Raw genomic sequence first — 23731 nt, 5'->3', positions numbered from 1 at the left:
CCAGTCTGCTCGCTCCGGGGGCCGGTCACCCCAGGTACTCACTCCGAGAAGTGAGTACCTGAACACATGTACGCGCCCGCCCCCGGACCCGACACTCCGGACATGGAACATGTCCCGCCGCCCGACAGGGAATTGGCGCTCCTCGACTCCGAACTGGCCCGTCTGGACGCCCGCCGGGCGCAGTTGCTCCACCGCCGCGCCTGGCTGGTGGAGGTCCTGCGCGCCCAGGCCCGCACCGGTTTCGCGCGCGCGGACACCGCCTTCGCTCCCCCGCCGCCGGCGTTCGGCCCGCACGTCCCGCCCCGGGCGCCGTCCGGACACGGCGCGCAGAACGTCCTCCTCGCCCTCGGCGGGCTGCTTCTCGCGGTCGCCGCCATCGCCTTCACGCTGTTCAGCTGGGGCGCGATGGGCATCGGCGGCCGTTCGGCGGTGCTGGCCACCGTGACGGCGGCCGCCCTCGCCGTCCCCCTCGTGCTGCGGCGGCGCGGACTGCGGGCCACGGCCGAGGCACTGGGCGCCTTCGGACTCGTCCTGACCCTCCTCGACGCCTACGCCCTCCACGCGGTGGCTCTCCCCGGCACCGACGGCACGGCCTTCGCCGCCGTGGCCTCGGCCGCCCTGGCCACGCTCTGGGCGGTCTACGGCCTGACGCCCGGCCGGCCGGTCCTGCCGCTCCCGGCGGCGGTGGTGGCGGGGCAGCTGCCGTTGGTCCTCGCCTGTTCGGCCACCGGCGCCCCGGCCCTCACCTTCGGCTGGGCGCTGCTGGTCACGGCGGTGCTGGACGGGGTGGTCTCGGTCCGGGCGGCCCGGTCGGGCCGGACCGGGGTGCGGATCACCGCCCTGGTCTGCCTGGCGGCAACCGGCTCGGGCGCGCTGCTGGCGGCCCTGGCGCTCTCGTTGGCGGCCGGCGGCCCGGCCGGAGCGCTCGCCCCGGGGGCGCTGCTGGTGGTCGCGGGGGCCGCCGCGCTGCTCGCCGCACGGTGGGCGCCGGCCGGGCTCGCGACGGCCTGCGGACTCGTCGGCGGGCTCGCCGGGGTGGCGGGCGCCGGCGGGGTGGTGCGGTCCGCGCTGCCGCAGGAGTGGGCCGTGGTGGCGTACCTGCTCGCGGGGATCGCGCTCCTGACGGTGGTGCGGATCCTGTCGGTCCGCACGGCGGCCGGACGAGGGGTGGCCGCGTCGGTGGCGGTCGTGGTCGCGGGGTCGCTGCTCTGGGCGGCGCCCTGGGTGGCCGTGGCCCTGGCCGCTCCGCTGTCGGCGGGTACGCGGGTGTGGCAGGGCGCTCCGGAGGGCTTGCGGGCCGCGCTCGGCGGGCCGGCCGACTGGCCGTGGACGCTGGCCGCGCCGGTGGTCCTGGCGGTGGTGGCCGCGCTGGGAGCGGCGGCCCGCCGGTGGGCGGTGGAGCTCGCCGGGGGCGGGGACACGGAGGGCCCGGCCGGTGCGCGGGCGGCGGGGGTCTGGTGGCGCGGCGTGGCCCCGGTGGCCGTGCCTGCGCTGACGGGCGGCGCGCTGCTGGTCACGGCGGCGGTCGCGGACGTCCCGTACGCGGCCGGAGCGGTCCTGGAGACCCTGCTGGTCGCCGGTGCGCTGGAGCTGCGGGTGCGCTCCTCGCGGCGATCGGCCCGGTCGGCCGCCGGTTCCGCCGCGCTGGGCTGCGCGCTGGCGGGGGCGGTGAGCGTGACAGCGCTGTCGCTGGCTTCCCAGGTGGCGACGTACGCCGTGGTCGCGGCGCTCACCGTGCTGTTCGCCGCGACGGCGATCAGGCTGCCGGACCGCCCGGCGCGCTCGGTGGCCGCCTCCGCCGCCGTCCTGGGCGGGATCGGGCTGACCGTCGCGGCGGTCGGGTCACTGGGACTCTCCGCCCCGCGCGGGGCGCCGTTGCTGCTGGTCGGCCCGGCGGTCACGGTGCTGCTCGGCGGGGTGCTCCGGCGCCGTCCGGTGGCGGTGCCGGTGGAGCTGACCGGGGCCTTCGGCGCGCTGGTGGCGGTGGGCCTGGCGGTCACGGATCCCGCGTCGCTCGCCCTGGTGCTGGGGCTGTCCGGGGTGCTGGCGGCCGGTGCGGCGGTGCGGCCGGAGCGCCGGAAGGCGGCGGGCGCGCTCGCGCCGGCGCTGTTCGTGCTGGCGACCTGGGTACGGCTGGCGGCCTCGGAGGTGACCGCCCCCGAGGCGTACACCCTGCCGATGACGGTGCCGGCCCTGGTGGTCGGGGTGCTGCGGCGGCGCCGCGACCCCGCGGCCTCCTCCTGGACGGCGTACGGGCCGGGGCTCGCGGTCACGCTGGTGCCGAGCCTGGTGGCGGCCTGGGGAGACCCGGGGTGGACGCGTCCGCTGCTGCTGGGGCTCGCGGCCCTCGCGGTCACGCTGGCCGGGGCCCGGGGGCGGCTGCGGGCTCCGCTGTTCCTCGGCGGCTCGGTGCTGGCCCTGCTCGGCCTGCACGAACTCGCCCCGTACGTGGTGCAGGTGGTGGGGGCCCTGCCGAGGTGGCTGGTGCCTGCGGGGGCCGGGGCGCTCCTGCTCGCGGTGGGTGCGACGTACGAGAAGCGGCTGCGGGACGCCCGGCGGGTACGGGAGGCGCTGGGCCGGATGAGGTGAGAATCCCCGGTCCCGCCCTGCCCGCCCCGGCCACGGGAGGGGCAGGGCGGGCGGGGCAAAGCGGGCGGTCAGCCGGGCAGGCGGTCGCCGACGAGGGCCAGGTTCTCGATGGCGGCGAGCCCGTAGAGGGCGGTGTCGTTGGTGGACACCCAGGCGGCCTCGGTGCCCGCGACGGTGGCGAGGGGCCCGCTCACCTCCTCGGTCTTCCAGGGCGCGGACTCCTTGTATCCGTCGCCCCGCAGGAACTTCTCCCAGGCGCGGGCGGCGAACTTCGCGTCGCCGGTCCGCACGGCGGCGTAGGCGTCCATGCGGGAGTGGCCCTGGAAGAGGCTGATGCTGCCGAAGTCGGAGCCGTAACGGGCGGCCTGCTCCGCCTTGGTGGCGTTGAAGTACCGGCAGTAGTCGAGGTACGCCTCCTCGAACGCCGGCATGTCGACCAGCGCGATGAGTTCGGCGCAGAGTTCGCCCAGCCCGAAGACGCCCGACAGGTGGGAGACGCTCACGACCGGCTGCGCGGCGATCGCGAACCGGCCGGTGTCGAGGTCGTAGAGTCCGCTGCCCTGGACGAAGCCGTTGGGCTGGGCGGCGATCGTCTCCATGGTGCCGAGGACCCGGTCCTTGGCCTTCGCCGCCTGCGGGCCGCCGCGCTCCCACTCGGTGAGCCAGGCGGAGACGAGCCCGCTCCAGTCGGTGCCGAAGCCGATGGAGAGCGCGTGCCGGTCGGGGGTGTACACGTCGGTGCGGACCTTGCGCTGCGGATCGAGCACGAGGAAGGTCTCGTCGGAGTCGACGTTGGCGCGCATCAGGTCGCCGACCCGCTCGTCGGCGGTGAGGAAGTAGTAGAAGCGCCGGTAGGTGGTGTTGGCGATGCGCTGCTGCTTGGCGCTGTCCGCGTAGTGCTGGATGCCGTGGCGGGTGCCGAGCCCGGCCCACTGGCCGAGGTGGTAGACGTCGACCTCGCCGGTGTGGCGGGTCATCGTCTCGGCGAAGCGGAAGATGTCGGCGCGGCCGGAGCGCAGATAGGCGTACCAGAGCCAGAGGTCGGTGGAGAGTTCGGAGTTGTCCCAGGCGTAGCCGCCGACGTCGTACCGCCACTGGTGCCGGGAAGGGTCGTACGTGTGCATGACGTCGCCGTAGTCCCAGAAGCCGTACCAGCGCCGCATCTCGACCTGGTCCCGGTAGTACGAGAAGAGGAAGTCGAGGTGGTCCTCGATGCCTGCCTTCGCCGGGGTGGAGCGGTCCGGCTCGGCGAAGAGCCCGCCGAAGACGCCCGCGCCGATGAGCTGGGAGGGCGGGGCGACCAGTTGGGGGAGGGTGCGGACGGCCGCGGCCTGCCGGGCCAGCGTCTCGGCGCCGGGGGTGGAGTCGTGCACCCAGAAGAGGAGTTCGCTGGTGCGGGCGATGCCGTACGGGGTGCCGAAGCCGCTCTCGTAGTCCTCGTAGGTGATCTCCAGCCCGTCCAGTTGCTCGGTGTACGTGTCCATGCCGAGGCCGTCGTGATAGAAGCGCAGGTCCATGGGCTGTGCCTCGGGCGACCAGAGCCAGACGGTCACCTCCGCCTCGTCCGTGTCGGCGCCCCTGATGTCGAGCTGGGCGGGGAACTTCTCCCAGAAGTCCCGCAGCCCGAAGGCGAGTCCGCCGCTCGCGCCGCCCACGTAACCGAAGCCGGAGGCACGGCGTCCGCCGCCGGCCGCGATCCAGCCGTGCCCCTTCGCGGTGCGCTTGCGCACGGTGAACCCGTCCGCCGAGAGCTGGCCGAGGGTGTAGTCGCCCCAGGTGGGGATCAGGTGGAGGCGGCTGGTGACCCGCTGGTCCCAGGTGGCGGGGTCGGGGAGGCGTACCCCCTCGAACTGGGCGGCCCGGACGGCGGCTCCGGGGTCGCGGCGCAGTCCGGTGATGCCCTTGACGGCCTCGCGGAGCATGCCGGTGCCCTCGCCGCCGAGCCGGACGTGGCGGTCGTAGGCCTCGTCGCGCATAGGGACGGTGAAGCGGATGCCGAGGCCCCGGACGAAGTCGCCACTGGCCTTTCCGGGTTCCTGCGTGCCGTCGAAGGTGATGGTGTGGACCATGCGGAACGACTCGGCGCCCGCGTGGAAGTAGAACCGGACGGAGAAAGGCATCCAGGAGCGCGAGCCGCGCCGGTGCTTGCCGTCGACGCGGACGACGGCGCGCAGCGGGCCCGCCTGTTCGACCTCGGCCGCGGCGACGGCGCTCTCGAAGCGTTCGTACGTCTCCCTGCCCTGGTCGCCGTCCTCGATCTCGCCCTGGCGGATCAGGACCAGCCTGCCGTCCTTGGCGATCTCGGTGCCGCCGCGCACCAGTGACTTCACCAGCGAGGAGCCGGTCTTCCCGATCTTCGCCGTGACGACGCCGGTCGAGACGGTGATGACGCCACCGGAACTGCTGACGGTGACCCTCGCCCCGGGGTCGGTGGGCTCTCCGGCGGAGAGGGCGAACCTCCTGGCGCCGGCCGCCTCCGGTCCGACGGCGTGGGCGCTCCACTTGAGGGAGCCGTCCGGCCAGGTGGCGGTGGTCCAGCTCTGCACGGGGACACCCTTGCCCTCCGCGGTGGCGAGCGCGAACTTCTGGTCGGCCGGGTACCGCCCCTTCGGCCAGGGCACCCCGAACGTCGTGCCGGGGGCCGCGCCGAGCCCGCCCTCCTCCAGCCAGCCGATCTCGACCGGCTCCCCGCCCTCCCCGGCGGCGGGCGTGGCCGCTTCGGCCCGTGGCGCGCCGGTGAGCACGGCCGAGGGCAGTGAGGTGGCGGCACCGACGACGGCTGCGGCCTTGAGCATGGTGCGACGGGGGATCGGGGACATCACGACTCCAGTTCTCGTGGGGGGACTCGGTTCGTGTGCGCTTGTGCCGGTGCAAAACGGGCAGGGCGGATCGCCCCGGGGCACGCGCCGCGCCCCGGGGGTGTGGACGGGGGATCAGCGGCGGCGGTCGGTGACGACCGCCGCGGCGGCGAGTGCGCCCAGGGCGGGTACGGCTAGCGGGGGCAGCTGCCAGGCGGTGAGGGCGACGGCGGCGAACCCGCCCACGAGGAGCAGGGAGCCGGCGGGGTCGGTCGCGGTACGGCGGACCGCCGCGCGCAGGAGTGGGACCCAGCGCGCGCCGGGCCGCCAGGCAGCGGCAGTGCGCAGCACCGCGACGGCCAGGGCGAGGGCGCAAAGGGCGCTCACCGCCGCGAGGAGGCGACCGCCGGGCAGCAGCCCCGACCGGGCGATCCGCAGGTCGAGGGCGAGCAGGACGAGGGCCGCCCCCGTCAGCGGGGAGACCAGCGGCCCGGTACGTACCGCCTCCCGCAGATCGCCGGTGAACTCCCTGAGTCCGCCGCGCCTGTCCTCGGTCTGCCGCCGCAGGTGGGCGCAGCCCGCCGCGAAGGCGGGCACGAGGGTGACCAGGGGCAGTGCGGCGAGGGCGATCCAGACCCCGGTGAGCAGGCATTCGGCGAAGAGCGCGAAGCGGGCGAGCCGCTCGGTGCGGCGGCGCACGGCTGCGGGGCGGGTGCGCGCGCGGACGCGGGTGGTGGCGGGTGCGCTCATGGCCCGGTCAGCCCTTCAGCCCGGAGGTGGCCGCGCCTTCGACCAGGTACCGCTGGAAGGCGAGGAAGAAGGCGAGTACGGGCAGCAGGGCGAGGACCGACATGGCGACCATTCCGCCGTAGTCCGCCGCGCTGTCCTGGTCGATGAACATCTTCAGCCCCATGGAGACGGGGTACTTGTCCGGCTCGTTGAGGTAGAGGAGCGGGCCCAGGAAGTCGTTCCAGGACCAGATGAAGGTGAAGATCGAGCTGGTGATGAGGGCGGGCCGGCAGAGCGGCAGCATGATGTGCCAGTAGATCCGGGGGTGCCCGCAGCCGTCGAGTCTGGCCGCCTCGTCGAGTTCGCGGGGCAGGTTCCGCATGAACTGCATCATCAGGAAGACGAAGAACGCGTCGGTCGCCAGGTACTTCCCCAGCAGCAACGGCACGTAGGTGTTGATGAGTTCCATCTTCTGGAAGAGCACGTACTGCGGAATGATCAGTACGTGGTACGGCAGCAGGAGGGTGCCGATCATCAGCGAGAAGAGCAGGTTGCGGCCCCGGAAGTCGATGCGGGCGAAGGCGTAGGCGGCGAGCGAGCAGGAGAACAGCACTCCGGCCACCGAACCGAAGGCCAGTACCAGCGAGTTGACGAAGAAGGTCGACACGGGGATGTCGGCGATGCCGTCCATCAGTTTCCGGTAGTGCTCGAACACCGGCTGGGTGGGGAAGAGTTCGAGTCCGCCGACGATGTCCTCGTTGGGTTTCAGCGAGCTGCCGAGCACCCAGAACAGCGGGTAGAGCACGAGCGCGAGGACCACCAGCGCGCCGACGTGCCAGAGCACCGAGCGCGCCGAGCGGCGCCGCGCCGGGTGGATGAGCGCGCTCATCGGACGTCCTCCTCGTAGTGGACCCAGCGCCGCTGGGACCAGAACAGCACGGCCGTGACCAGGCCGACCGAGACGAGCAGCATCCAGGCCATGGCGGAGGCGTAGCCCATCCGGAGATTGGTCCAGCCCTGTTCGTACAGGTAGCAGGTGTAGACGAGTCCGGCGTCGGCCGGACCGCACTTGCTGTTGGTGACGACGTACGCCGAGGCGAAGATCTGGAAGGAGTGGATGGTCTCCAGCAGCAGGTTGAAGAAGAGCACCGGGGAGATCATCGGCAGGGTGATGGAACAGAACCGCCGCCAGGCGCTCGCTCCGTCCATCTGCGCCGCCTCGTACAGCTCGCGCGGCACCTGCTGGAGACCGGCCAGGAAGATGACCATGGGGGCGCCGAACTGCCACACGGTGAGCGCCACCAGGGCGTAGATCACCATGTCCGGGTCGCCGATCCAGCCACCGAGGTGCACGCCGAAGACCTGGAGCGAACGGTCCACGACGGCGTCGTCGGAGAAGAGCGCGCGCCACACGATGGCGACGGAGACGCTCGCGCCGACGAGCGAGGGCGCGTAGAACGCGGCCCGGTAGAAGCCCTGGCCGCGCCGCTCCTTGTTGAGCAGCAGGGCGACCGCGAGCGCCGCCGCCAGTTTCAGCGGGGTGCCCACCAGGACGTAGGAGGTGGTGACCTCGACCGACTTGCGCCAGCGGGGGTCCGAGAACATCTCGGTGAAGTTCTCGAACCCGACGAAACGGGGGCTGTCGAAGAGGTTGTAGTCGGTGAACGCCAGATAGAGCGAGGCGAGCATGGGGCCCGCGGTCAGCAGCAGGAAGCCGACGATCCACGGGGACATGAACAGGTAGCCGGCGAGGTTCTCCCCGCGGGCCCGCCGCCGCGCGGGGGCGGCGGGGGCCTTGCGGGGCGCGGAGCCCCCGTCGGGCGGTGACGGCGCGGGGGCGGTTCGGATGTCGGTCATCGCCGTTCCCCTCAGGAGCCGAGCGCGGTCTTCGCCTCGGAGAAGAACTGCTTCGTACCGTCGTCCACCGAGGTCGTGCCGAGGAACACGTCGGCGCCGATGCGCAGGAAGGCGGCTTCGACGATGTCGGCGCCCGCCGGATGCGGGGTGATCGGCTCGACGTTGTCGGCGATCTGCTTCTCGTACGCGGCGATCTGCGCGGAGACACCGGTGGGCTCGTAGGCGTCGAACTGCTCCTCGGTGGCGAGGACGCCCCGGTCGTAGCCCATGATCTTGCCGACCTCGGGGTCGTGGACCATGAAGTCGATGAAGGTGGCCACCTCCTTGGGGTGCTTGGTGCGGGCGGAGCCACTGAGCATCAGCGAGGAGATGTACTGCCCGGTGCGCTTGCCGTCGGTCGTGGGCACGGGCGCGATGGCCAGCGGGGTCTTGGTCTCGGAGGTGTAGCGGACCAGGAAGTTGTCCCAGGTGAACTCGCCGGCGGAGAGGTCCTTCGACAGCCCCGAGGTGGGCTTGGCCTGCTCGATCTTCTTCGGATCGGTCAGGACGCCGGCCTTCGTACGGGCGTAGTTCTTGTTCCACCAGTCCCTGAGGTCGGACTCGGTGAAGCCGAGCTTCGCGTCCTCGGTGAAGAACGCCTTGTCGTGCTGACGCAGGACCAGGTCGTAGAGGTACATGATCCCGCCGCCGCCGCTGTCCCCGGGCAGACCGCCCTTGCTGATCTTCTCGGTGGCCGCCTCGTACTCGTCCCAGGTCCATCCCTCGGCGGGGGTGACCCCTATCTTCTTGTACTCGGCGGGGTTGTAGATCAGGGCGAAGGTGTTGCCGCCGACCGGGACACCGACGAGCTTCCCGTCGATCTCACCGGCCTTCTCCAGCCCGGCCCGGAAGTGCTCCATACTGAGGTTCCCGGCCTCGACCTGCGCATGGAGGTCGAGCAGCACCCGCTTGTCGTCGTACTTGCGGAGGAATGCCACGGAGTTCTGGAAGACGTCGGGGGCGTTGCCGGCGGAGGCCTGCGTATTGAACTTCTTCCAGAAGTTCTCGTAGTCCTGGAAGTCGGTCTTCACCTCGATGTCCGGGTACTTCTTCTCGAACAGGGCGATCGTCTTGTTGATCAGGGTGGCCCGCTCCTGACCGCCCCACCAGGAGTAGCGGATCTCCACCTTGCCGCCGGCCCCCGCTCCGCCGTCGCCCCCGCAGCCGGTGGCGAGAAGCCCCAGCGCCACCACGGACACGCCTGCCTCACGCAGTCCCCGGGCACTTCGCCAAGACGTCATGACACACCCCATCCCGGACAGGCCGCACCCCTGCCTCGGTAGATTGAATCGTTCAAGAAAGCGCTTGCCGACAAATTATGGAGTGAACACGACAACGTCAACGGTTGTGACAGGATCAGTCGAAGCGCTTCACCGGCGGGTGGCGGAACACCCGGACGGGCCGGACTCCCCGGGAAGCGGACAGGGGTGGGGCACGGAACCGGAGGCCGCACGGGGGGCGGATCCCCGAAGCACCACGACGACGGCAGGAACCACGCGGCCGGGGCGGTGAGGCGCCACGACGCGGAAGGCCCGAGAGACCTTGCGGTCTCTCGGGCCTTCCGTCCGGGTGGGCGATACTGGGTTCGAACCAGTGACCTCTTCGGTGTGAACGAAGCGCTCTCCCACTGAGCTAATCGCCCGGGCGCACCGCAAACATTACCGCATGTCAGCGGTGCTCCTGGACCACCCCGCCCTCACTCGCTGACGTTCCACGGCAGGCTGAGGCCGAACCGCCAGAGGTAGACCGCCCCCAGTACCGCGACGATCACCAGGCCGGCCGCGGTCAGGAGGATGTTGCGGCGGCGCACCTTGGGATCGAGCGCCTTCTGCGCCGCCTCGGTGACCTTCCGCCGGGTCCAGCGGAGCACGAGCTGCGCCCAGACGAACTCGGTCGCCCAGATCGCCATGCCTCCGAAGATCACGAACCACCCGGGTCCGGGCAGTACCAGCATCGCGACTCCCGCCGCCACGACGGCGAGGCCCACGGCGAAGACGCCCACCTGCCAGCTCACGTGGAGAGGCTTCGACGCCTTGATGAACGCCGGGGCCCGTGACCCCAGCTCACGCTCCGGACCCGCCCCGTCCCCCGTCACGGAATCCGGCTCCGCGACCCGCGCGACCCCGCCCCGCTCGTCACTCTGCGCATTCATGGAGCTCAACCTACCCGACCGCTCTCCGTCACTGGAATGGGTGCATGACGGAAAGTTACACACCGCTGTACGAGGGACCCAAAGAATCACAAAACGGTCAGAGGGGTTTACAACGCCACCGTAGGTGGCATGTCGATTTCGCCGACGTGCGAATCCCCGAGCGCACACTGAGCGAAAGGCCCTGGCGCTTATGAACACCACGGTCAGCTGCGAGCTGCACCTGCGCCTCGTTGTGTCGAGCGAGTCCTCACTGCCTGTACCCGCGGGCCTGCGGTATGACACGGCCGATCCCTATGCCGTGCACGCCACCTTCCACACCGGAGCGGAGGAGACGGTCGAGTGGGTTTTCGCCCGTGACCTCCTTGCCGAGGGGCTGCACCGGCCCACCGGCACCGGAGACGTCCGCGTCTGGCCATCTCGTAGTCACGGCCAAGGCGTCGTCTGCATCGCACTGAGCTCTCCGGAGGGAGAGGCCCTGCTCGAAGCCCCGGCGCGGGCCCTGGAGTCGTTCCTGAAGAGGACCGACGCCGCGGTTCCGCCGGGCACCGAGCATCGTCACTTCGACCTCGACACCGAGCTCTCACACATCCTGGCCGAGAGCTGAGCCAGGCAACGAACTGCGGGGCGCCGTCCGACTCGGGGAGACGGCGTCGCGCGGACAACCTCATAGGGCGGACACCGGCGCCGTCACCGCGGAACCCACCGCGGTGGCGGCGCCGGTGCGTCTGCCCGCCGCGGACGGCGCGCCGGCGGGTGTCCGCGTACGGATCACGGCCCCGGGTCCCCTCCCCGGCGCGCCGGCTCCGGGCTCCGGGCTCCGGGCTTCCGGGCTTCCGGGCTTCCGGGCTTCCGGGCTTCCGGGCTTCCGGGCTTCCGGGCTTCCGGGGGCGGTGTCGGCCACCGCGGCGGTCCCGGCCCCTGTGCGGGCGGTGCGAGCCAGTAGAGTCTGCCCGCATCTGCGGGCGCGGCGCCCGCCGGAGGCCAGGGAGCCAAGCGTGCTGATCCCACACGACACCCGCATCGCCCTCGACACGGTGGTCGATCTGGTGAACACCGCCCCGGAGAGCGGGGCGCCCGACGGCGGCCCCTCGGACAAGATCGCCGGGACGACGGAGCTCCACACCTTCGCGGCGCACCATCGCGTCAGCGGAGTCGACCGGCTCGGCGAGAAGGACCTGCGGGCGGTGTGGGACGTACGCGCGAAGTTCGCGGCGGTCTTCGCGGCCACGGACGCCCGGGGCGCGGCCGATCTCGTCAACCAGCTGGTCGCCGCCGCGGGCACCACTCCGCAGCTGACCGACCACGACGGGTACGACTGGCACATCCACTACTTCGCGCCGGGTGCCTCGATCGCCGACCACCTGGCGGCCGACTGCGGCATGGCGCTGGCGTTCATCGTGGTCACGGGTGAGCAGGAACGGCTGCGCCGCTGCGAGGCCCCGGACTGCGGCCGGGCGTTCGTCGACCTCTCGCGCAACCGCTCGCGCCGCTACTGCTCCAGCCGCACCTGCGGCAACCGCCTCCATGTCGCCGCGTACCGGGCCCGGCGCAAGGAAGCGACCGGCTGAGCGGGCCCGCGGGCGTGGCCCGTCGCCGGTCCGGGTGCCGGCGCCGGACGCGGCGGGCGGTCCGCTCCCGGCGCTCCGGCCCGCCGGGAGCGGACATACCAGGGGCAGGGGTGCGCGCACCCCCGGCCCACCGGGCGTCGCGGTCCGTGGGGCGTCACCGGTTCACAGCAGGAAGAGATCGTGCAGTGCGGCCATGAGGATCAGGCCGCCGACCACCGTGAGGAAGATCATCAGCGGCGGCTGGGAGAGAGCGAAGAGGCAGCCACGCGGCTCTTCGGCGGTCTGTGCGGGGGCTTCGCCCCGGGATGTGTCCAACATTTCGTAGCGATCATGACCCAGCCGGGGCCACCGTGGTGATCAACCCAGCTTTTGGGGCCGGGAGTTCACCTCGAAGAAGCGCAAAAATCGCTCACGAAGACGACTTTCCGCCGGGTGTTCGCCGGGCCCGTGCGTCGGAAGCGGCGTCGAGTGCGGGCCGGGTCAGCGATGGGCGGCGCTGGAGGCGCGGACGACGAGTTCGGGCTGGAGGAGTACGTTCCGGTGCTCGTGGGTGCCGGAGTCGTCGTCCGCTTCCTCCAGCAGCAGCTCCGCCGCGAGCTGTCCCATCCGGACGGCGGGCTGCCGTACGGAGGTGAGCGGGACGGCCGCCGCCGCGGCGAACTCGATGTCGTCGTACCCGACGATGGCGACGTCCTCCGGCACGCGCACCCCGGCCGCGTAGAGCGCTTGCAGGAGCCCGAGGGCGAGCAGGTCGTTGGCGCAGAAGACGGCGGTGGGACGGGGCACCAGACCGAGCAGCCGGGCGCCGGCATCGCGGCCGGCCGCGACGTCGAGCCGGTCGGAGGAGATTTCGACGAGCGCCTCGGGGGGCAGACCCGCCCCGGCGAGGGCCGCGAGGGCCCCCACCCGGCGGTCGCGGATCTGGTGGAGATCACCGAGACCGCTGACGTACGCGACGCTCCGGTGGCCGGCCCGGAGGAGGTGGCCCACGGCCAGCGCCCCGCCGCGTACGTCGTCCACGGAGACGGAACAGGAGTCCGGGCCGGACGCCACCCGGTCGACCAGGACGAACGGAATCCGGTGGCGGCCGAACGACTCCAGATTGCGTCCGCTCGCGTCCGCCGGAGTCACCAGGACGCCGCAGACCCGCTGTTCGGCGAAGAGGCCGAGGTATTCGGCCTCTTCGGCCGGGTTCTGGTCGCTGTTGCAGACCATGACCCCGAGGCCGGCCTTCCGTGCGGCACGCTCGGCGCCCCGGGCCACGTCCACGAAGAACGGGTTGCCCATGTCGAGGACGAGCAGCGCCATGATGCGGCTGCGGCCCGCCCTGAGCTGGCGGGCGGACTCGCTCCGTACGTAACCCAGCTCCTCGATGGCGGCGACGACGCGGGCGCGCGTCTCCGGGAGCACCGCGTCGGGCCGGTTGATGACGTTGGAGACCGTGCCCACCGAGACCCCGGCCAGCCGGGCCACATCCTTGATCCCTGCCACACGCGCCACTTGTCCTGCCCCACTGATGCCCACTGCTGCCCCTCGGCCGCCGTACCCGGTCGGCGGATTCTCCCCATCGTACGGAGCGCCTCCGCCGGTCCGGGAGCCGGGCGGACTCATGAAATGATTCAATCCGCTGCGGACGCCCGCTCCCCGGCATCGGGCCGTTACGGCCTCCCACCCTCGTGGCACCGGGCCGCACGCCGCTCTCCCCACGCAGGCTGAATCAATTCAGCCCGACGCGGACGCCGGGCGCGGGGCCGACGGGCGGCCGGGCGCGGGGCCGACGGGCGGCCGGGCGCGGGGCCGTGGACGGGCTCAGAGACCGTGCTTCTTCAGGATGGCCTCGATGTCGCTGAAGTCGTCCCCCGGCTCCGCCTTCCCCGTCTCGCCGGGCTTCGCCCCGGGACGGGCGCCGGGGCGTTGTCCGGTGGCAGCCGGACGGGGCGCGGAGGCGGCCGGGGCGATCCTGTCGTTCTCCCCGCCCCTGCGCGCGGCCTTGCGCTCCTCGCGGGTCAGCCCGCGGCGGCGCTCCACCGCCCGGGTGGTGACGAAGAGCAGCCAGGCGGCGCCGAGCAGCACGAAGCCGACCCACACGCTCGGCTCGAACGCGATCCCCGCCACCCATTCCACGACGCCCGTCAGGACGAGACCGATCGGGACGAGCGAGTACGCGGCGATCCGGGCCGCCGCGAGGAACCTCTTGCGGTACGCCGTCACCGCGGCGATGCCCAGGCCCGCCGCCGAAGCCGCGGAACACATGGTCTCGGCAATCATCGAAGCCTCCAGCAGCAGGAACGGACGTCCCTTCCATCGTGCACCGCCCGCCGCGGACCGGGCCATGGCGTCGGCCGATCGTCAGGGACTTTTCGGGGTCCGACTCCTCCTGAGGCCTGAGGGGTGTCCCGCAACTCCTTGTGGGACGGTCCTTCGAGGAGGGGCCGGTCCCGGCAGGTCGCCGATTGGGTGGTCTCCCCGCCTGCTGGAAGACTGGCCGCATGAGCGATTCCACCCCCGCAAGCCCCGTCGTCGTCGATCTCTGGTGCGAGCTCGAATGCCCCGACTGCCACCGCGCCCTCACCGATGTGCACGCCCTGCGCGCCCGGTACGGCGACCGCGTCGAAATCCGGCTGCGGCATTTCCCGCTGGAGAAGCACAAGCACGCGTACGCGGCGGCCCAGGCCGCCGAGGAGGCCGCGGCCCAGGGCAAGGACTGGCCGTACATCGAGGCGGTACTGGGGCGGACCGCCGAGCTCTCCCGTGCGGGCGAACCGTTGCTGCTGGAGATCGCCGGTGAACTCGGCCTGGACGCCGAGGAGTTCGACACCGCCCTGATCGACGGCCGGCATCTGCTGATCGTCGACGCCGACCAGGCCGAGGGGAAGGCGATCGGGGTGACCGGCACCCCGACCTACGTCGTCGGCGACGAGCGTCTGGACGGCGGGAAGAGCCAGGACGGGCTGCGCGAGCGGATCGAGTCCCTCGTCGACCGGCTGCTCACGGCCCGGGGCTGACCGGCCCGGACAGGCTCCCGGGCGGCGAGGTCGGGACGCCGGGAGCCGCCGTGCAGCCCGGCGGCTCCCGGCCCGCACGGCCGGGCCCGGAGCGCCTACAGCGCCTTCACCAGGTTGTACGAGGTGGGCTCGTACCCCAGCGACTCGTAGAGCCTGCGGGCCGGCGTGTTCGACGTGAAGACGTGCAGCCCGATCCGGTCGAAGCCCGCGCTCCGCGCCATGTCGTCGGCGAGTCCCATGAGGGCGCGGCCGTACCCCCGCCCCCGGAACTCCGGGTCCACCTCGACGTAGAAGACGTGCCCGACGGACCCGCCGGGCCCGGTGGGGCGGCCGGAGACCCAGACGTGGCCCGCGGGCCGGCCGTCCTCCTCACGTTCCAGGACGTCGATGTACGCGCCCGGAGTGGCCAGGCCCAGCGGGAGGAGCCGCGCGTGGTCGGTCTCCGACTTGTGGCGGGCCTGCTCCTCGGGGACGCCCCGCTCGGTCCACTCCCGTGCGTACTCCTCGTGGCGGGTGGCCAGCCACGGTACGAACTCCGCGGGCCGCATCGGGCGCCCTGCCAGACCGGGCGGGAGCGTGGCGGCCGTCACGGCGGTCGCCTTCTCCATGTTCCGGCTGCGTTCGGTGTAGCCGAGCACGGCGGCGAGCCCCAGCGCCGCTTCGTTCCCCGCCGGGATCTCGGCGCGCACCTCCACGCACCCCCAGTCCCGCAGCACCTCCTCGGCGGCGAGCGAGGCGATGATCGCCCGCCCCCGGCGGCGGCGGTGCTCCTCGACGCGGAGACCTTCGAGGACGCCGGTGGCCGGGCCGAAGGCCGGGTCCGTGGAGAGGGTCACGGTACCGACGGGCCGCCCGTTGTCGCACACGTCGTACGTACGGCTCCGCGCGCCGTCGGCGCTCTGCTGGGTCGGCCCGGTCGGCCGCAGGGTCGTGGTCACCGGACCCGTTCTACCGGCCCGGGGGCCTCCCGGTCACCCCGTCGGCAGAAGGCACCCGGCCCGCGGCGGGTCTTCAGCAGGAGGGGAGGGCTCCGGACGCCACGGCCAGCAGCCGGGAAGCCTTCAGCTCGGTCTCGTCCCACTCCCGCGCGGGGTCGGAGCCCCAGGTGATGCCCGCCCCGGTGCCGAAGCGCACGCACGGCACGGGGCCGGTGCGGTCGATCCAGAAGGTGCGTATGCCGACCGCCAGCTCCGCCGTCGACCGGTCGGCGTCGACCCAGCCGACCGCGCCGCAGTAGGGACCACGGGGCGCGGTCTCCAGTTCCCCGATGATCCGCAGCGCGCTGGACTTGGGAGCCCCGCTCACCGAACCGGGCGGGAAGGCGGCGCCGAACAGCTCGGGCCAGCCCGCCCCGTCGCCGAGCTCCCCGCGCACGGTGGAGACGAGATGGACCAGGCCGGGGTGTTTCTCCACCACGCAGAGATCGGGGACGCGCACCGTGCCGGTGGCGCAGACACGGCCCAGATCGTTGCGGACCAGGTCGACGATCATCACGTTCTCCGCGTGGTCCTTCTCCAGCAGGTCCGCCTCGGTGCGCCCGGTCCCCTTGATGGGCCCGGACTCGACGGTCCGCCCGTCGCGCGAGAGGAACAGCTCCGGGGACGCCGTCGCGATCTCGATCCCGTGGCCGGGAAGCCGGAGCGTGCCGGCGTAGGGGGCGGGGTTCCCGCGCGCGAGGAGGGCCGTCAGCGCGTCCACGTCGGCGCGGTCGGGATCGGGCAGCGGAGCGGAGAGGACCCTGCAGAGGTTCGCCTGGTAGACCCCGCCGGTCGCGATGTGCGCGCGGATGCGGCGTACGGCGTCCTGGTAGGTCTCGCGGTCCATCGAGGAGGTCCACTCCCCCGGGCCGGGGCCGCGCCAGGCTCCGGGGACGGGCGGGGGCACCGGTTCCTCGCGTACGGAGGAGAAGCGCGCGCACACGACACGCCCCTCGAAGTCCGCGGAGACGGCCCAGAAGCCGGCGGAGTCGAGGGCCGCCGGATCGCTGGTCACGTCCCGGAGACCGAAGGCTACGAGGCCGCCGAAGCGGGCCATGGGGGCAATGTCGGACACGCGGTCGAGTGTAGGTCGCGGCCTCCTCGGACCGGGGTGGTGCGAGGGGGCCGCAGCACGCTGCGCAAACGCGTTTTTGTGCTGGCCCAGGAATCCGCTAGAGTTCAACACGTCGCCGGGACGCGCAAGCGGAACGGGAAAGACAAGCGGACGTAGCTCAGTTGGTAGAGCGCAACCTTGCCAAGGTTGAGGTCGCCAGTTCGAACCTGGTCGTCCGCTCGCAGGAAAAAGGGGGATCTTCCCGGAACCCCCGATTCTGGTGGAGTGGCCGAGAGGCGAGGCAACGGCCTGCAAAGCCGTCTACACGGGTTCAAATCCCGTCTCCACCTCCAAGGACGATTAGCTCAGCGGGAGAGCGCTTCCCTGACACGGAAGAGGTCACTGGTTCAATCCCAGTATCGTCCACTGATCCGCAAGGATCTTCCCGCGCGATTAGCTCAGCGGGAGAGCGCTTCCCTGACACGGAAGAGGTCACTGGTTCAATCCCAGTATCGCGCACGCAGTACACGCAGGTTCACCCTGCGCGATTAGCTCAGCGGGAGAGCGCTTCCCTGACACGGAAGAGGTCACTGGTTCAATCCCAGTATCGCGCACCACGGAAAACCCCGGTCGTCTCCACGACCGGGGTTTTCGCTTTGCCCGGGTCGCGTCCCGGGTCGCTTCGGGAGGTCCGGAGGTGCCGCCCGGCGTGCGTGACCGGCGGGCGGCTGTGCCGGCTCAGGAGGAGAAGAGCATCCGGCCGAAGCTCTTCTGGCGGTGGTGGTGGTCGTAGTGGCCGCCGCCGTGGTGCTGCGGGGCGCCCCACGCGGGGCCGGCGGCGGGATAGGCCTGCGGGGCCGGCGGCGCGGGCGGCGCCTGCTGTGTCCACTGCGACTCCAGCCGCGTCAGGGCCTCCAGCTCACCGAAGTCCAGGAATATCCCCCGGCAGCCGCTGCACTGCTCGATCTGGACACCATTGCGGTTGTACGTGTGCATCTGCGCGTGGCACTTCGGACACTGCATCATCGGCTCGGCTCCTCGCCGTTCGGTGGTCCGCCACCGGAATTCCTGCCCGATGACGGTCGGTTCACCCTACGACGTGCGGCCGGCCGCCAACTCGGGCGGGAGCGAGGCGATACGGGCGCACGCGTCGGTCATCATCCGCTCGACCTCGTCGGGCTCCCGGCCCTGCTCCGCCGCTTTGGCGAGGGCGAGGGCGGCGGTCTGCACCGTGAGGGCCCGGGCGGGCACGTCGAGTTCGGGCCACGGGTCGCCCGCAGGCGGGACGGCCGGACCACCCACCGCCCGGTAGGCGTCCAGGAACCGCGTCCAGACCGTCCCGGGCAGCAGACCGGCGGCGTACCAGGCGGCGGGCCTGGCGAGGTCCCAGGCGGGATCGCCCGTCCCCGCGTCGTCGATGTCGATCAGCAGCCAGGAGCCGTGCGGGGCCGGGTGGCGGACAAGTTGGCCGAGGTGGAGGTCGCCGTGGCAGAGGAATCCCGCACGGCCCGCCGGAACCGGCGCCTCGGCGCGGGCCCATGCCGGCAGCGCCGCCCAGGCGGTGAGGACCGCGTCGCGGGCCGGGTCGGCGGAGCGGGCCGCCCGCATCCGGGCGACGGCGAGCGCCACCTTGGCGGGCCCCCGCATCGGCGGGAGCGGCGCCGGGGGCGCGGTGCGGTGGAGGCGGCCGAGGAGGCCGGCGGCCTCCTCCCAGGGAGCCGCCTCGTGGTCCCCGGGGTCGACGGGGTCTCCGTACGGCCAGAGGGTGACGGGGCGTCCGTCCGCGCGCGGGAGCGGGTGCGGTGCGGGGAGCGGCGGCAGCAGTACGCCGCGGAGCGCCGGCGCGGCGGCGAGGGCGAGGCGGGCGGCGAAGTCCGGGCCGCCGGTACCGGGTGCGTGGGCCTTCGCGACGACTCCGCCGCTGCGGACGACGGTTCCGTCCGGCCGGTCGGCGAGCACCGTGGGCGGCGGGCAGGGACACGGAGCGCCGGACGCCGGGTGGGCGGCGGCATGGGCCAGCCCGCCCAGTGTGCGTACGACCTCGGCGCTGCTCACGGGTCCCCCGGCGAGAGTGGTGGCAAAGCCCCAGGTTAGCGGGGCGGGCTCCGCGGTCCGGAGAGCGCGTGGGTCCCCCTGACCCGCTCTTCGGACCTGCGGCGGTCCGTCGTCCGCGCGGGTCCCCGACGCGCGGTCCGCACGCCGCGGCGGTCCCGGAGAGCGCGTTGTCCGGCCGGCTCCCCAGCCGGCCGGACAAACGCTGCCGTCCGCCGTACCCCCGTCCCCACGGGGCTGTTGGGCGGATGTCCGGTCCGGACCGCTCTTCCGAACCGGGAGGCGCCAGTCAGCGCCCCATCATCGCGCCCACGGACGACGCCTGTGCGACCACTGATTCCCAGCCGCCGAAGACGACCACCAGCAGTGCCGCCAGGGGAAGGACCATGGCCACCGCCACGAGGGGGTGACGGGTACCGGACGGACGCCCGCCGAACGCTTCGTACGCCTTGCGTCCCTGCGCGCGGAGCGTGCTCCGCGTGGCCGTGTCCGGCATGGTTCCTCTCCTGACCGAGGTGAACGTCGGCGGCCGGTCCCGGCTGGGAGGGTTCCGCCCTCGTTCGTTTTCCAGCGTAGGGAGAGCGGGCCGGACGGGCGTCATGCCCGCGTACCGATCGACGGGCCTCCAGGAGGATGAGCCGTGGACGGCCGGAGTACTCCCCTGGGTGGAGACGGGGTGTACACGGGTGGAGACGGGCCGGAGCCGCCCGGGCGGGGAAACCTTCCGGCCGCGGGCGGTGTCCGTTCCGGGAACACGGCACGACGGGTGACATCACTCACGCCGCCTCCTTCGGGCACCCGGCTCCCACGACGGTGAGGAAGCGGGGCGGCGGGGCTCACGGGACGCGGTCCGGGCGGCCCGGGGGACGGTGGCCGGGCCGCCCGGATCGGCGGCGGGGCACCAATCCCCGCACACCGACGCCCCTTTGGACCCGGCCGGGGAGGGAATCGCCCGGATCGGCCTACTGCTGACCGTTCTTCACGCGTCCCGTGCGGCACGGACAATCGAATCCCCGGTGAAGGCGCGGCCTCTGAGCGCGCCGGGCGCCGGGTACGTAAGCTGTGCCTCGTCAGGCGGACCAGGCAGCGGGGATGGGCAGACGATGGCGATGATGCGGCTCCGGCGCGAGGACCCGCGTCTCGTCGGCTCGTTCCGGCTGCACCGGCGGCTCGGGGCCGGCGGGATGGGTGTCGTCTATCTGGGTTCGGACCGGCGGGGACAGCGGGTCGCCCTGAAGGTGATCCGGCCCGATCTGGCGGAGGATCAGGAGTTCCGGTCCCGGTTCGCGCGCGAGGTATCCGCCGCGCGGCGCATCCGCGGCGGCTGTACCGCCCGGCTGGTGGCCGCGGACCTGGACGCCGAACGGCCCTGGTTCGCCACGCAGTACGTACCGGGCCCCTCGCTGCACGACAAGGTCGCCGAGGAGGGGCCGCTGTCCGCCTCGGAAGTGGCCTCGATCGGGGCCGCGCTCTCGGAGGGCCTGGTCGCGGTCCACGAGGCCGGGGTGGTGCACCGGGACCTCAAGCCGTCGAACATCCTCCTCTCCCCCAAGGGCCCGCGGATCATCGACTTCGGCATCGCCTGGGCGACCGGGGCGAGCACCCTCACCCATGTCGGTACGGCGGTCGGCTCCCCCGGGTTCCTCGCACCGGAACAGGTGCGAGGGGCGGCGGTGACGCCCGCGACGGACGTCTTCTCGCTGGGCGCCACCCTCGCGTACGCGGCGACGGCGGACTCCCCCTTCGGGCACGGCAGTTCCGAGGTGATGCTGTACCGGGTGGTGCACGAGGAGCCGCACCTCTCCGAGGTCCACGACGCACTCGCTCCGCTGGTGCGGGCGTGTCTGGCGAAGGACCCGGAGGAGCGGCCCAGCACCCTGCAGCTGTCGATGCGGCTCAAGGAGATCGCGGCGCGCGAGGCGCAGGGGCTGCACGAGAGCCGTCCGCCCGTCCAGCGTTCGGCGCACGAGGCCGACCGGCCCACCGGCCGACTCGACGGCCCGTACACCGAGCAGCAGACACGCAGGCACGAGGGACCGTCGACCGGGCGTTCGCCGCAGGGCCGTCGTCCCGCGCCGGCCCCGGCGGGTCCGGGGACGTCCGGGAGCACGTCCTCGGCTTCGGTGTCCGCTTCCCGACCGGGTCCGGGGGCGTCCCGTCCGGGTGCCGTACGTCCGCCCCGGACGGGACGCGGCGCGGTCCGCCCGGGCAAGCGGCCCGGCCCCGCCAACGGCACGAACGGCACCAACGGCAGGCCGGGCACCCGTCCCGGGGCCAGGCCGACCGGGACCGGGCGGCGTCCGGCGAACCCACGGTTGCTGCGGCAGCGCCTGTTCGTCTTCGTGGTGGTGACGCTGCTGGTGGCGCTCGGTATCGCGGCCGCGCAGGGCTGCCAGGGACCGGCGCGCGGCCTCGGCGGGCCGGCCTCGCAGTTTTCGCCGGACGGACGGCCGGGGCACGCTCCCCCGGCCGGCACGCCACGGGGTGCCGGTCAGGCCTGACGCGGCCGGGTCGCGTAGAACGCGACGGCGGAGGCCGCTGCCACGTTGAGCGAGTCGACTCCGGCGTCCATCGGGATGCGGACGTGGTCGTCGACCGCGGCGAGCGTCTTCGGGGCGAGGCCCGCCCCTTCCGTACCGAAGACGAGGGCGAGCCGTTCGTCCTCGCGCGCGGCGAGCTCGTCCAGGGTGACCGCCCGTTCGCTGAGGCAGAGCGCGGCGACCGTGAAACCCGCCGCGTGCAGCACCCCGACGCCCTCGGGCCAGGACTCCAGGCGGGTCCACGGCACCTGGAAGACGCCGCCCATGGAGACCTTCACCGCCCGCCGGTAGAAGGGGTCGGCGCAGCGCGGGGTGAGCAGGACGGTGTCGACGCCGAGGGCCGCCGCGTTGCGGAAGGCGGCCCCGATGTTGGCGTGGTCGACGATGTCCTCGAAGACGGCGACCCGGCGGGCACCGGCCAGCAGACCGGCCGCGTCGGGCAGCGGTTCGCGCCGCATCGAGGCGAGGGCACCGCGGTGGACGTGGTACCCGGTGACCCGCTCGGCGAGCTCGGGGGTGACCACGTACACCGGGGACTCGGCCGCCTCGATGACGTCGCCCATCACCTCGGTCCACTTGGGGGTGAGGAGCATGGAGCGCATCGCGTACCCGGCGTGCCCGGCGCGGCGGATCACCTTCTCGCCCTCGGCGATGAAGAGGCCCTCCTCGGGTTCGCGTCTGCGGCGCAGTTCGACGTCGGTGAGGCCCGTGTAGTCGTGCAGGCGCGGGTCGTCGGGGTCCTCGACGGTGATGATCTCTGCCACAGGAGTGCTGCCTTGTCCGGGGTGGGGGCGACGGCCGGGGCCGCCGGTCTTACGCGATGGCGTCGGGGCCGCCGGTCTTACGCGGTGGCGTCGGGGCCGCCGGTCTTACGCGGTGGCGTCGGGGCCGCCGGTCTTACGCGGTGGGGGTCGCGGTGGCGTCGGGGCCGACGGCGACGACCTCGCCGATGACGATGACGGCCGGCGGACGTACGTCCTCGGCCACGGCCCGCTCGCCGACGGTGGCGAGGGTCGCGTCGACGCGTCGCTGCGCCGCGGTGGTGCCCTCCTGGACGAGGGCGACCGGGGTGGCGGGGTCCTTGCCGTGGGCGACGAGGGCCTTCGCGATGGCCCCGATCTTGTCGACGGCCATCAGGAGGACGAGGGTGCCGCGCAGTCGGGCCAGGGCCTCCCAGTCGACCAGCGAGCGGGGGTCCTCGGGGGCGACGTGGCCGCTGACGACGGTGAACTCGTGGGCGACGCCCCGGTGGGTGACGGGGATTCCGGCGGCACCGGGCACGGAGATGGAGCTGGAGATGCCGGGGACGACGGTGCAGGGGATGCCCTCGGCGGCCAGCGCCTGGGCCTCCTCCATGCCTCGGCCGAAGACGAACGGGTCGCCGCCCTTGAGGCGGACGACGGCCTTGCCCGCCTTCGCGTGTTCTATGAGGGCCCGGTTGATGGCCTCCTGGGCCATGAAGCGGCCGTAGGGGATCTTCGCGGCGTCGATGACCTCGACGTGCGGGGGCAGCTCGTCCAGCAGGTCGCGGGGGCCGAGCCGGTCGGCGATGACGACGTCGGCCGCGGCGAGCAGCCGGCGGCCCCGCACGGTGATCAGGTCGGGGTCGCCGGGGCCGCCGCCGACGAGCCAGACGCCCGGGGTGTGGGTGCGGTGGTGCGGGGCGGCGAGGGTGCCGTCGCGGAGTCCTTCGACGATGGCATCGCGCACGGCGGCGGAGTGGCGGGGGTCGCGGCCCCGGGAGGTGGTGGTGAGCACGGCGACCGTGACGTTCTCGCTGCGGCCGGTGGCGGGGGTCCAGGCGGTGGCCGCCTCCGCGTCGTCGCTGCGGACGCACCAGGTCCGGGTGCGCTCGGCCTCGGCGGAGGCGGCGGCGTTGGCCTCGGGGTCGCTGCTGGCGACGAGCGCGTACCAGGTGTCGGCGAGGTCGCCGTCCGTGTACCGGCGGCGTTCCCAGCGGATCTCCCCGGCGTCGGCCATCGCCTCCACGGAGGGGGTGGCGGAGGGCGAGACGAGGGTGATGTCGGCCCCGGTCGCGATGAGCGCGGGGAGGCGGCGCTGCGCGACCTGGCCGCCGCCGACGACGACGACGCGGCGCCCGCTCAGGCGCAGTCCGACGGGGTACGCGGGGTGATCGACGTGCTCGGCCATGGCGGTGCTGGCTCCTCGGCAGGGAACGGTGCGTACGGCGCGGTGCGGCGCCGCACGGGGAGTCCGTCCGGTCCGGCGTACGGGACGCGGCGGCGGTCGGGACTGCCGCTGCGGCTCTGGAGCGGCTGTGACGTGCGGGTTCGGCAGGTGGGGCGGGGACCACCTTACGGGGTGGGGCCGCCGGAGGGCAGGGCCGTACCCGGGGACGGCCCCGGGTACG

General features: G+C 73.1%; 21 protein-coding genes and 6 tRNA genes. 10 read left to right on the top strand and 17 right to left on the bottom strand.

Features of this window, described 5'->3' with window-relative positions; all coding sequences use genetic code 11:
• Nucleotides 1–102: 102 nt before the first annotated feature.
• Complete coding sequence (locus tag OHT52_RS26700; protein ID WP_328722727.1) at nt 103–2589, top strand: SCO7613 C-terminal domain-containing membrane protein; 2487 nt, start codon at nt 103–105, stop codon at nt 2587–2589.
• Nucleotides 2590–2657: 68 nt separating this feature from the next.
• On the opposite strand, the gene OHT52_RS26695 is transcribed toward OHT52_RS26700, so the two are convergent.
• The 7 genes from OHT52_RS26695 to OHT52_RS26665 form a co-directional block, all read right to left on the bottom strand.
• On the bottom strand, nt 2658–5408 hold the full coding sequence (locus tag OHT52_RS26695) for an exo-rhamnogalacturonan lyase family protein (RefSeq protein WP_328722726.1): 2751 nt from the start codon (nt 5406–5408) through the stop codon (nt 2658–2660).
• A 114-nt stretch (nt 5409–5522) separates the two neighbouring features.
• A complete protein-coding gene (locus tag OHT52_RS26690) occupies nt 5523–6137 on the bottom strand; it encodes a hypothetical protein (protein ID WP_328722725.1) in 615 nt (204 codons plus the stop codon).
• A 7-nt stretch (nt 6138–6144) separates the two neighbouring features.
• A complete protein-coding gene (locus OHT52_RS26685; RefSeq protein WP_328722724.1) occupies nt 6145–7005 on the bottom strand; it encodes a carbohydrate ABC transporter permease in 861 nt (286 codons plus the stop codon).
• A complete protein-coding gene (locus OHT52_RS26680) occupies nt 7002–7973 on the bottom strand; it encodes a carbohydrate ABC transporter permease (RefSeq protein ID WP_328722723.1) in 972 nt (323 codons plus the stop codon). The genes OHT52_RS26685 and OHT52_RS26680 overlap by 4 nt, the downstream gene beginning before the upstream one ends.
• A gap of 11 nt (nt 7974–7984) precedes the next feature.
• A complete protein-coding gene (locus tag OHT52_RS26675; RefSeq protein WP_328722722.1) occupies nt 7985–9253 on the bottom strand; it encodes an ABC transporter substrate-binding protein in 1269 nt (422 codons plus the stop codon).
• A 329-nt stretch (nt 9254–9582) separates the two neighbouring features.
• Nucleotides 9583–9654 (bottom strand) — tRNA-Val (locus OHT52_RS26670).
• 54 nt (nt 9655–9708) lie between these two features.
• Complete coding sequence (locus tag OHT52_RS26665; RefSeq protein WP_328722721.1) at nt 9709–10164, bottom strand: TIGR02611 family protein; 456 nt, start codon at nt 10162–10164, stop codon at nt 9709–9711.
• Nucleotides 10165–10354: 190 nt separating this feature from the next.
• On the opposite strand from OHT52_RS26665, the gene OHT52_RS26660 reads away from it, so the two are divergent.
• A complete protein-coding gene (locus tag OHT52_RS26660; RefSeq protein ID WP_003959770.1) occupies nt 10355–10768 on the top strand; it encodes an SsgA family sporulation/cell division regulator in 414 nt (137 codons plus the stop codon).
• Between the two features lie 391 nt (nt 10769–11159).
• Nucleotides 11160–11732: a CGNR zinc finger domain-containing protein gene (locus tag OHT52_RS26655; RefSeq protein ID WP_328722720.1), complete on the top strand. Its 573-nt coding sequence runs from the start codon at nt 11160–11162 to the stop codon at nt 11730–11732.
• A 162-nt stretch (nt 11733–11894) separates the two neighbouring features.
• On the opposite strand, the gene OHT52_RS26650 is transcribed toward OHT52_RS26655, so the two are convergent.
• The 3 genes from OHT52_RS26650 to OHT52_RS26640 all read right to left on the bottom strand — a co-directional run bounded on the left by OHT52_RS26650 (nt 11895) and on the right by OHT52_RS26640 (nt 14000).
• A complete protein-coding gene (locus OHT52_RS26650) occupies nt 11895–12050 on the bottom strand; it encodes a hypothetical protein (RefSeq protein ID WP_266702407.1) in 156 nt (51 codons plus the stop codon).
• Between the two features lie 162 nt (nt 12051–12212).
• Entirely contained in the window at nt 12213–13232 is a 1020-nt protein-coding gene (locus OHT52_RS26645; RefSeq protein WP_328722719.1) for a LacI family DNA-binding transcriptional regulator, read from the bottom strand.
• A 309-nt stretch (nt 13233–13541) separates the two neighbouring features.
• Nucleotides 13542–14000, bottom strand: coding sequence for a hypothetical protein (locus OHT52_RS26640; protein ID WP_328722718.1), 459 nt, complete (start codon nt 13998–14000; stop codon nt 13542–13544).
• Between the two features lie 221 nt (nt 14001–14221).
• Here OHT52_RS26640 and OHT52_RS26635 point away from each other — a divergent pair, with 221 nt between their 5' ends.
• Complete coding sequence (locus OHT52_RS26635; RefSeq protein WP_328722717.1) at nt 14222–14737, top strand: DsbA family protein; 516 nt, start codon at nt 14222–14224, stop codon at nt 14735–14737.
• Nucleotides 14738–14832: 95 nt separating this feature from the next.
• On the opposite strand, the gene OHT52_RS26630 is transcribed toward OHT52_RS26635, so the two are convergent.
• The gene (locus OHT52_RS26630; RefSeq protein WP_328722716.1) at nt 14833–15675 is read right to left on the bottom strand and encodes a GNAT family N-acetyltransferase; all 843 of its coding nucleotides are present in this window, start codon (nt 15673–15675) and stop codon (nt 14833–14835) included.
• Between the two features lie 73 nt (nt 15676–15748).
• Nucleotides 15749–16771: a chorismate-binding protein gene (locus OHT52_RS26625; RefSeq protein WP_328723908.1), complete on the bottom strand. Its 1023-nt coding sequence runs from the start codon at nt 16769–16771 to the stop codon at nt 15749–15751.
• A 164-nt stretch (nt 16772–16935) separates the two neighbouring features.
• On the opposite strand from OHT52_RS26625, the gene OHT52_RS26620 reads away from it, so the two are divergent.
• The 5 genes from OHT52_RS26620 to OHT52_RS26600 all read left to right on the top strand — a co-directional run bounded on the left by OHT52_RS26620 (nt 16936) and on the right by OHT52_RS26600 (nt 17385).
• Nucleotides 16936–17008: transfer RNA gene (locus OHT52_RS26620), tRNA-Gly, on the top strand.
• A 39-nt stretch (nt 17009–17047) separates the two neighbouring features.
• Nucleotides 17048–17121, top strand: a tRNA-Cys gene (locus OHT52_RS26615).
• 1 nt (nt 17122) lies between these two features.
• Nucleotides 17123–17194: transfer RNA gene (locus tag OHT52_RS26610), tRNA-Val, on the top strand.
• Nucleotides 17195–17215: 21 nt separating this feature from the next.
• Nucleotides 17216–17287, top strand: a tRNA-Val gene (locus OHT52_RS26605).
• Between the two features lie 23 nt (nt 17288–17310).
• Nucleotides 17311–17385: transfer RNA gene (locus OHT52_RS26600), tRNA-Val, on the top strand.
• A 121-nt stretch (nt 17386–17506) separates the two neighbouring features.
• Here the strand turns inward: OHT52_RS26600 and OHT52_RS26595 are convergent.
• The 3 genes from OHT52_RS26595 to OHT52_RS26585 all read right to left on the bottom strand — a co-directional run bounded on the left by OHT52_RS26595 (nt 17507) and on the right by OHT52_RS26585 (nt 19316).
• Nucleotides 17507–17794: a TFIIB-type zinc ribbon-containing protein gene (locus tag OHT52_RS26595; RefSeq protein ID WP_328722715.1), complete on the bottom strand. Its 288-nt coding sequence runs from the start codon at nt 17792–17794 to the stop codon at nt 17507–17509.
• 66 nt (nt 17795–17860) lie between these two features.
• A complete protein-coding gene (locus tag OHT52_RS26590; protein ID WP_328722714.1) occupies nt 17861–18823 on the bottom strand; it encodes a phosphotransferase enzyme family protein in 963 nt (320 codons plus the stop codon).
• A 286-nt stretch (nt 18824–19109) separates the two neighbouring features.
• On the bottom strand, nt 19110–19316 hold the full coding sequence (locus OHT52_RS26585; protein ID WP_328722713.1) for a hypothetical protein: 207 nt from the start codon (nt 19314–19316) through the stop codon (nt 19110–19112).
• 607 nt (nt 19317–19923) lie between these two features.
• Between OHT52_RS26585 and OHT52_RS26580 the strand changes: the two genes are divergently transcribed.
• Nucleotides 19924–21321 carry a serine/threonine-protein kinase gene (locus tag OHT52_RS26580; RefSeq protein WP_328722712.1) on the top strand — a complete coding sequence of 466 codons (1398 nt, stop codon included), beginning with the start codon at nt 19924–19926 and terminating at the stop codon, nt 21319–21321.
• Here the strand turns inward: OHT52_RS26580 and OHT52_RS26575 are convergent.
• Together OHT52_RS26575 and cobA are read right to left on the bottom strand one after the other, a co-directional pair.
• The gene (locus OHT52_RS26575) at nt 21312–22124 is read right to left on the bottom strand and encodes a TrmH family RNA methyltransferase (RefSeq protein WP_328722711.1); all 813 of its coding nucleotides are present in this window, start codon (nt 22122–22124) and stop codon (nt 21312–21314) included. The two genes, OHT52_RS26580 and OHT52_RS26575, sit on opposite strands and share 10 nt — an antisense overlap.
• A 133-nt stretch (nt 22125–22257) precedes the next feature.
• The gene (cobA, locus tag OHT52_RS26570) at nt 22258–23511 is read right to left on the bottom strand and encodes a uroporphyrinogen-III C-methyltransferase (protein ID WP_328722710.1); all 1254 of its coding nucleotides are present in this window, start codon (nt 23509–23511) and stop codon (nt 22258–22260) included.
• Nucleotides 23512–23731: the final 220 nt, after the last annotated feature.

Source organism: Streptomyces sp. NBC_00247, assembly GCF_036188265.1.
Taxonomy (GTDB): domain Bacteria; phylum Actinomycetota; class Actinomycetes; order Streptomycetales; family Streptomycetaceae; genus Streptomyces.
The sequence above is the reverse complement of the archived record's forward strand: the minus strand, read 5'-3'. Positions and strand labels throughout refer to the sequence as shown.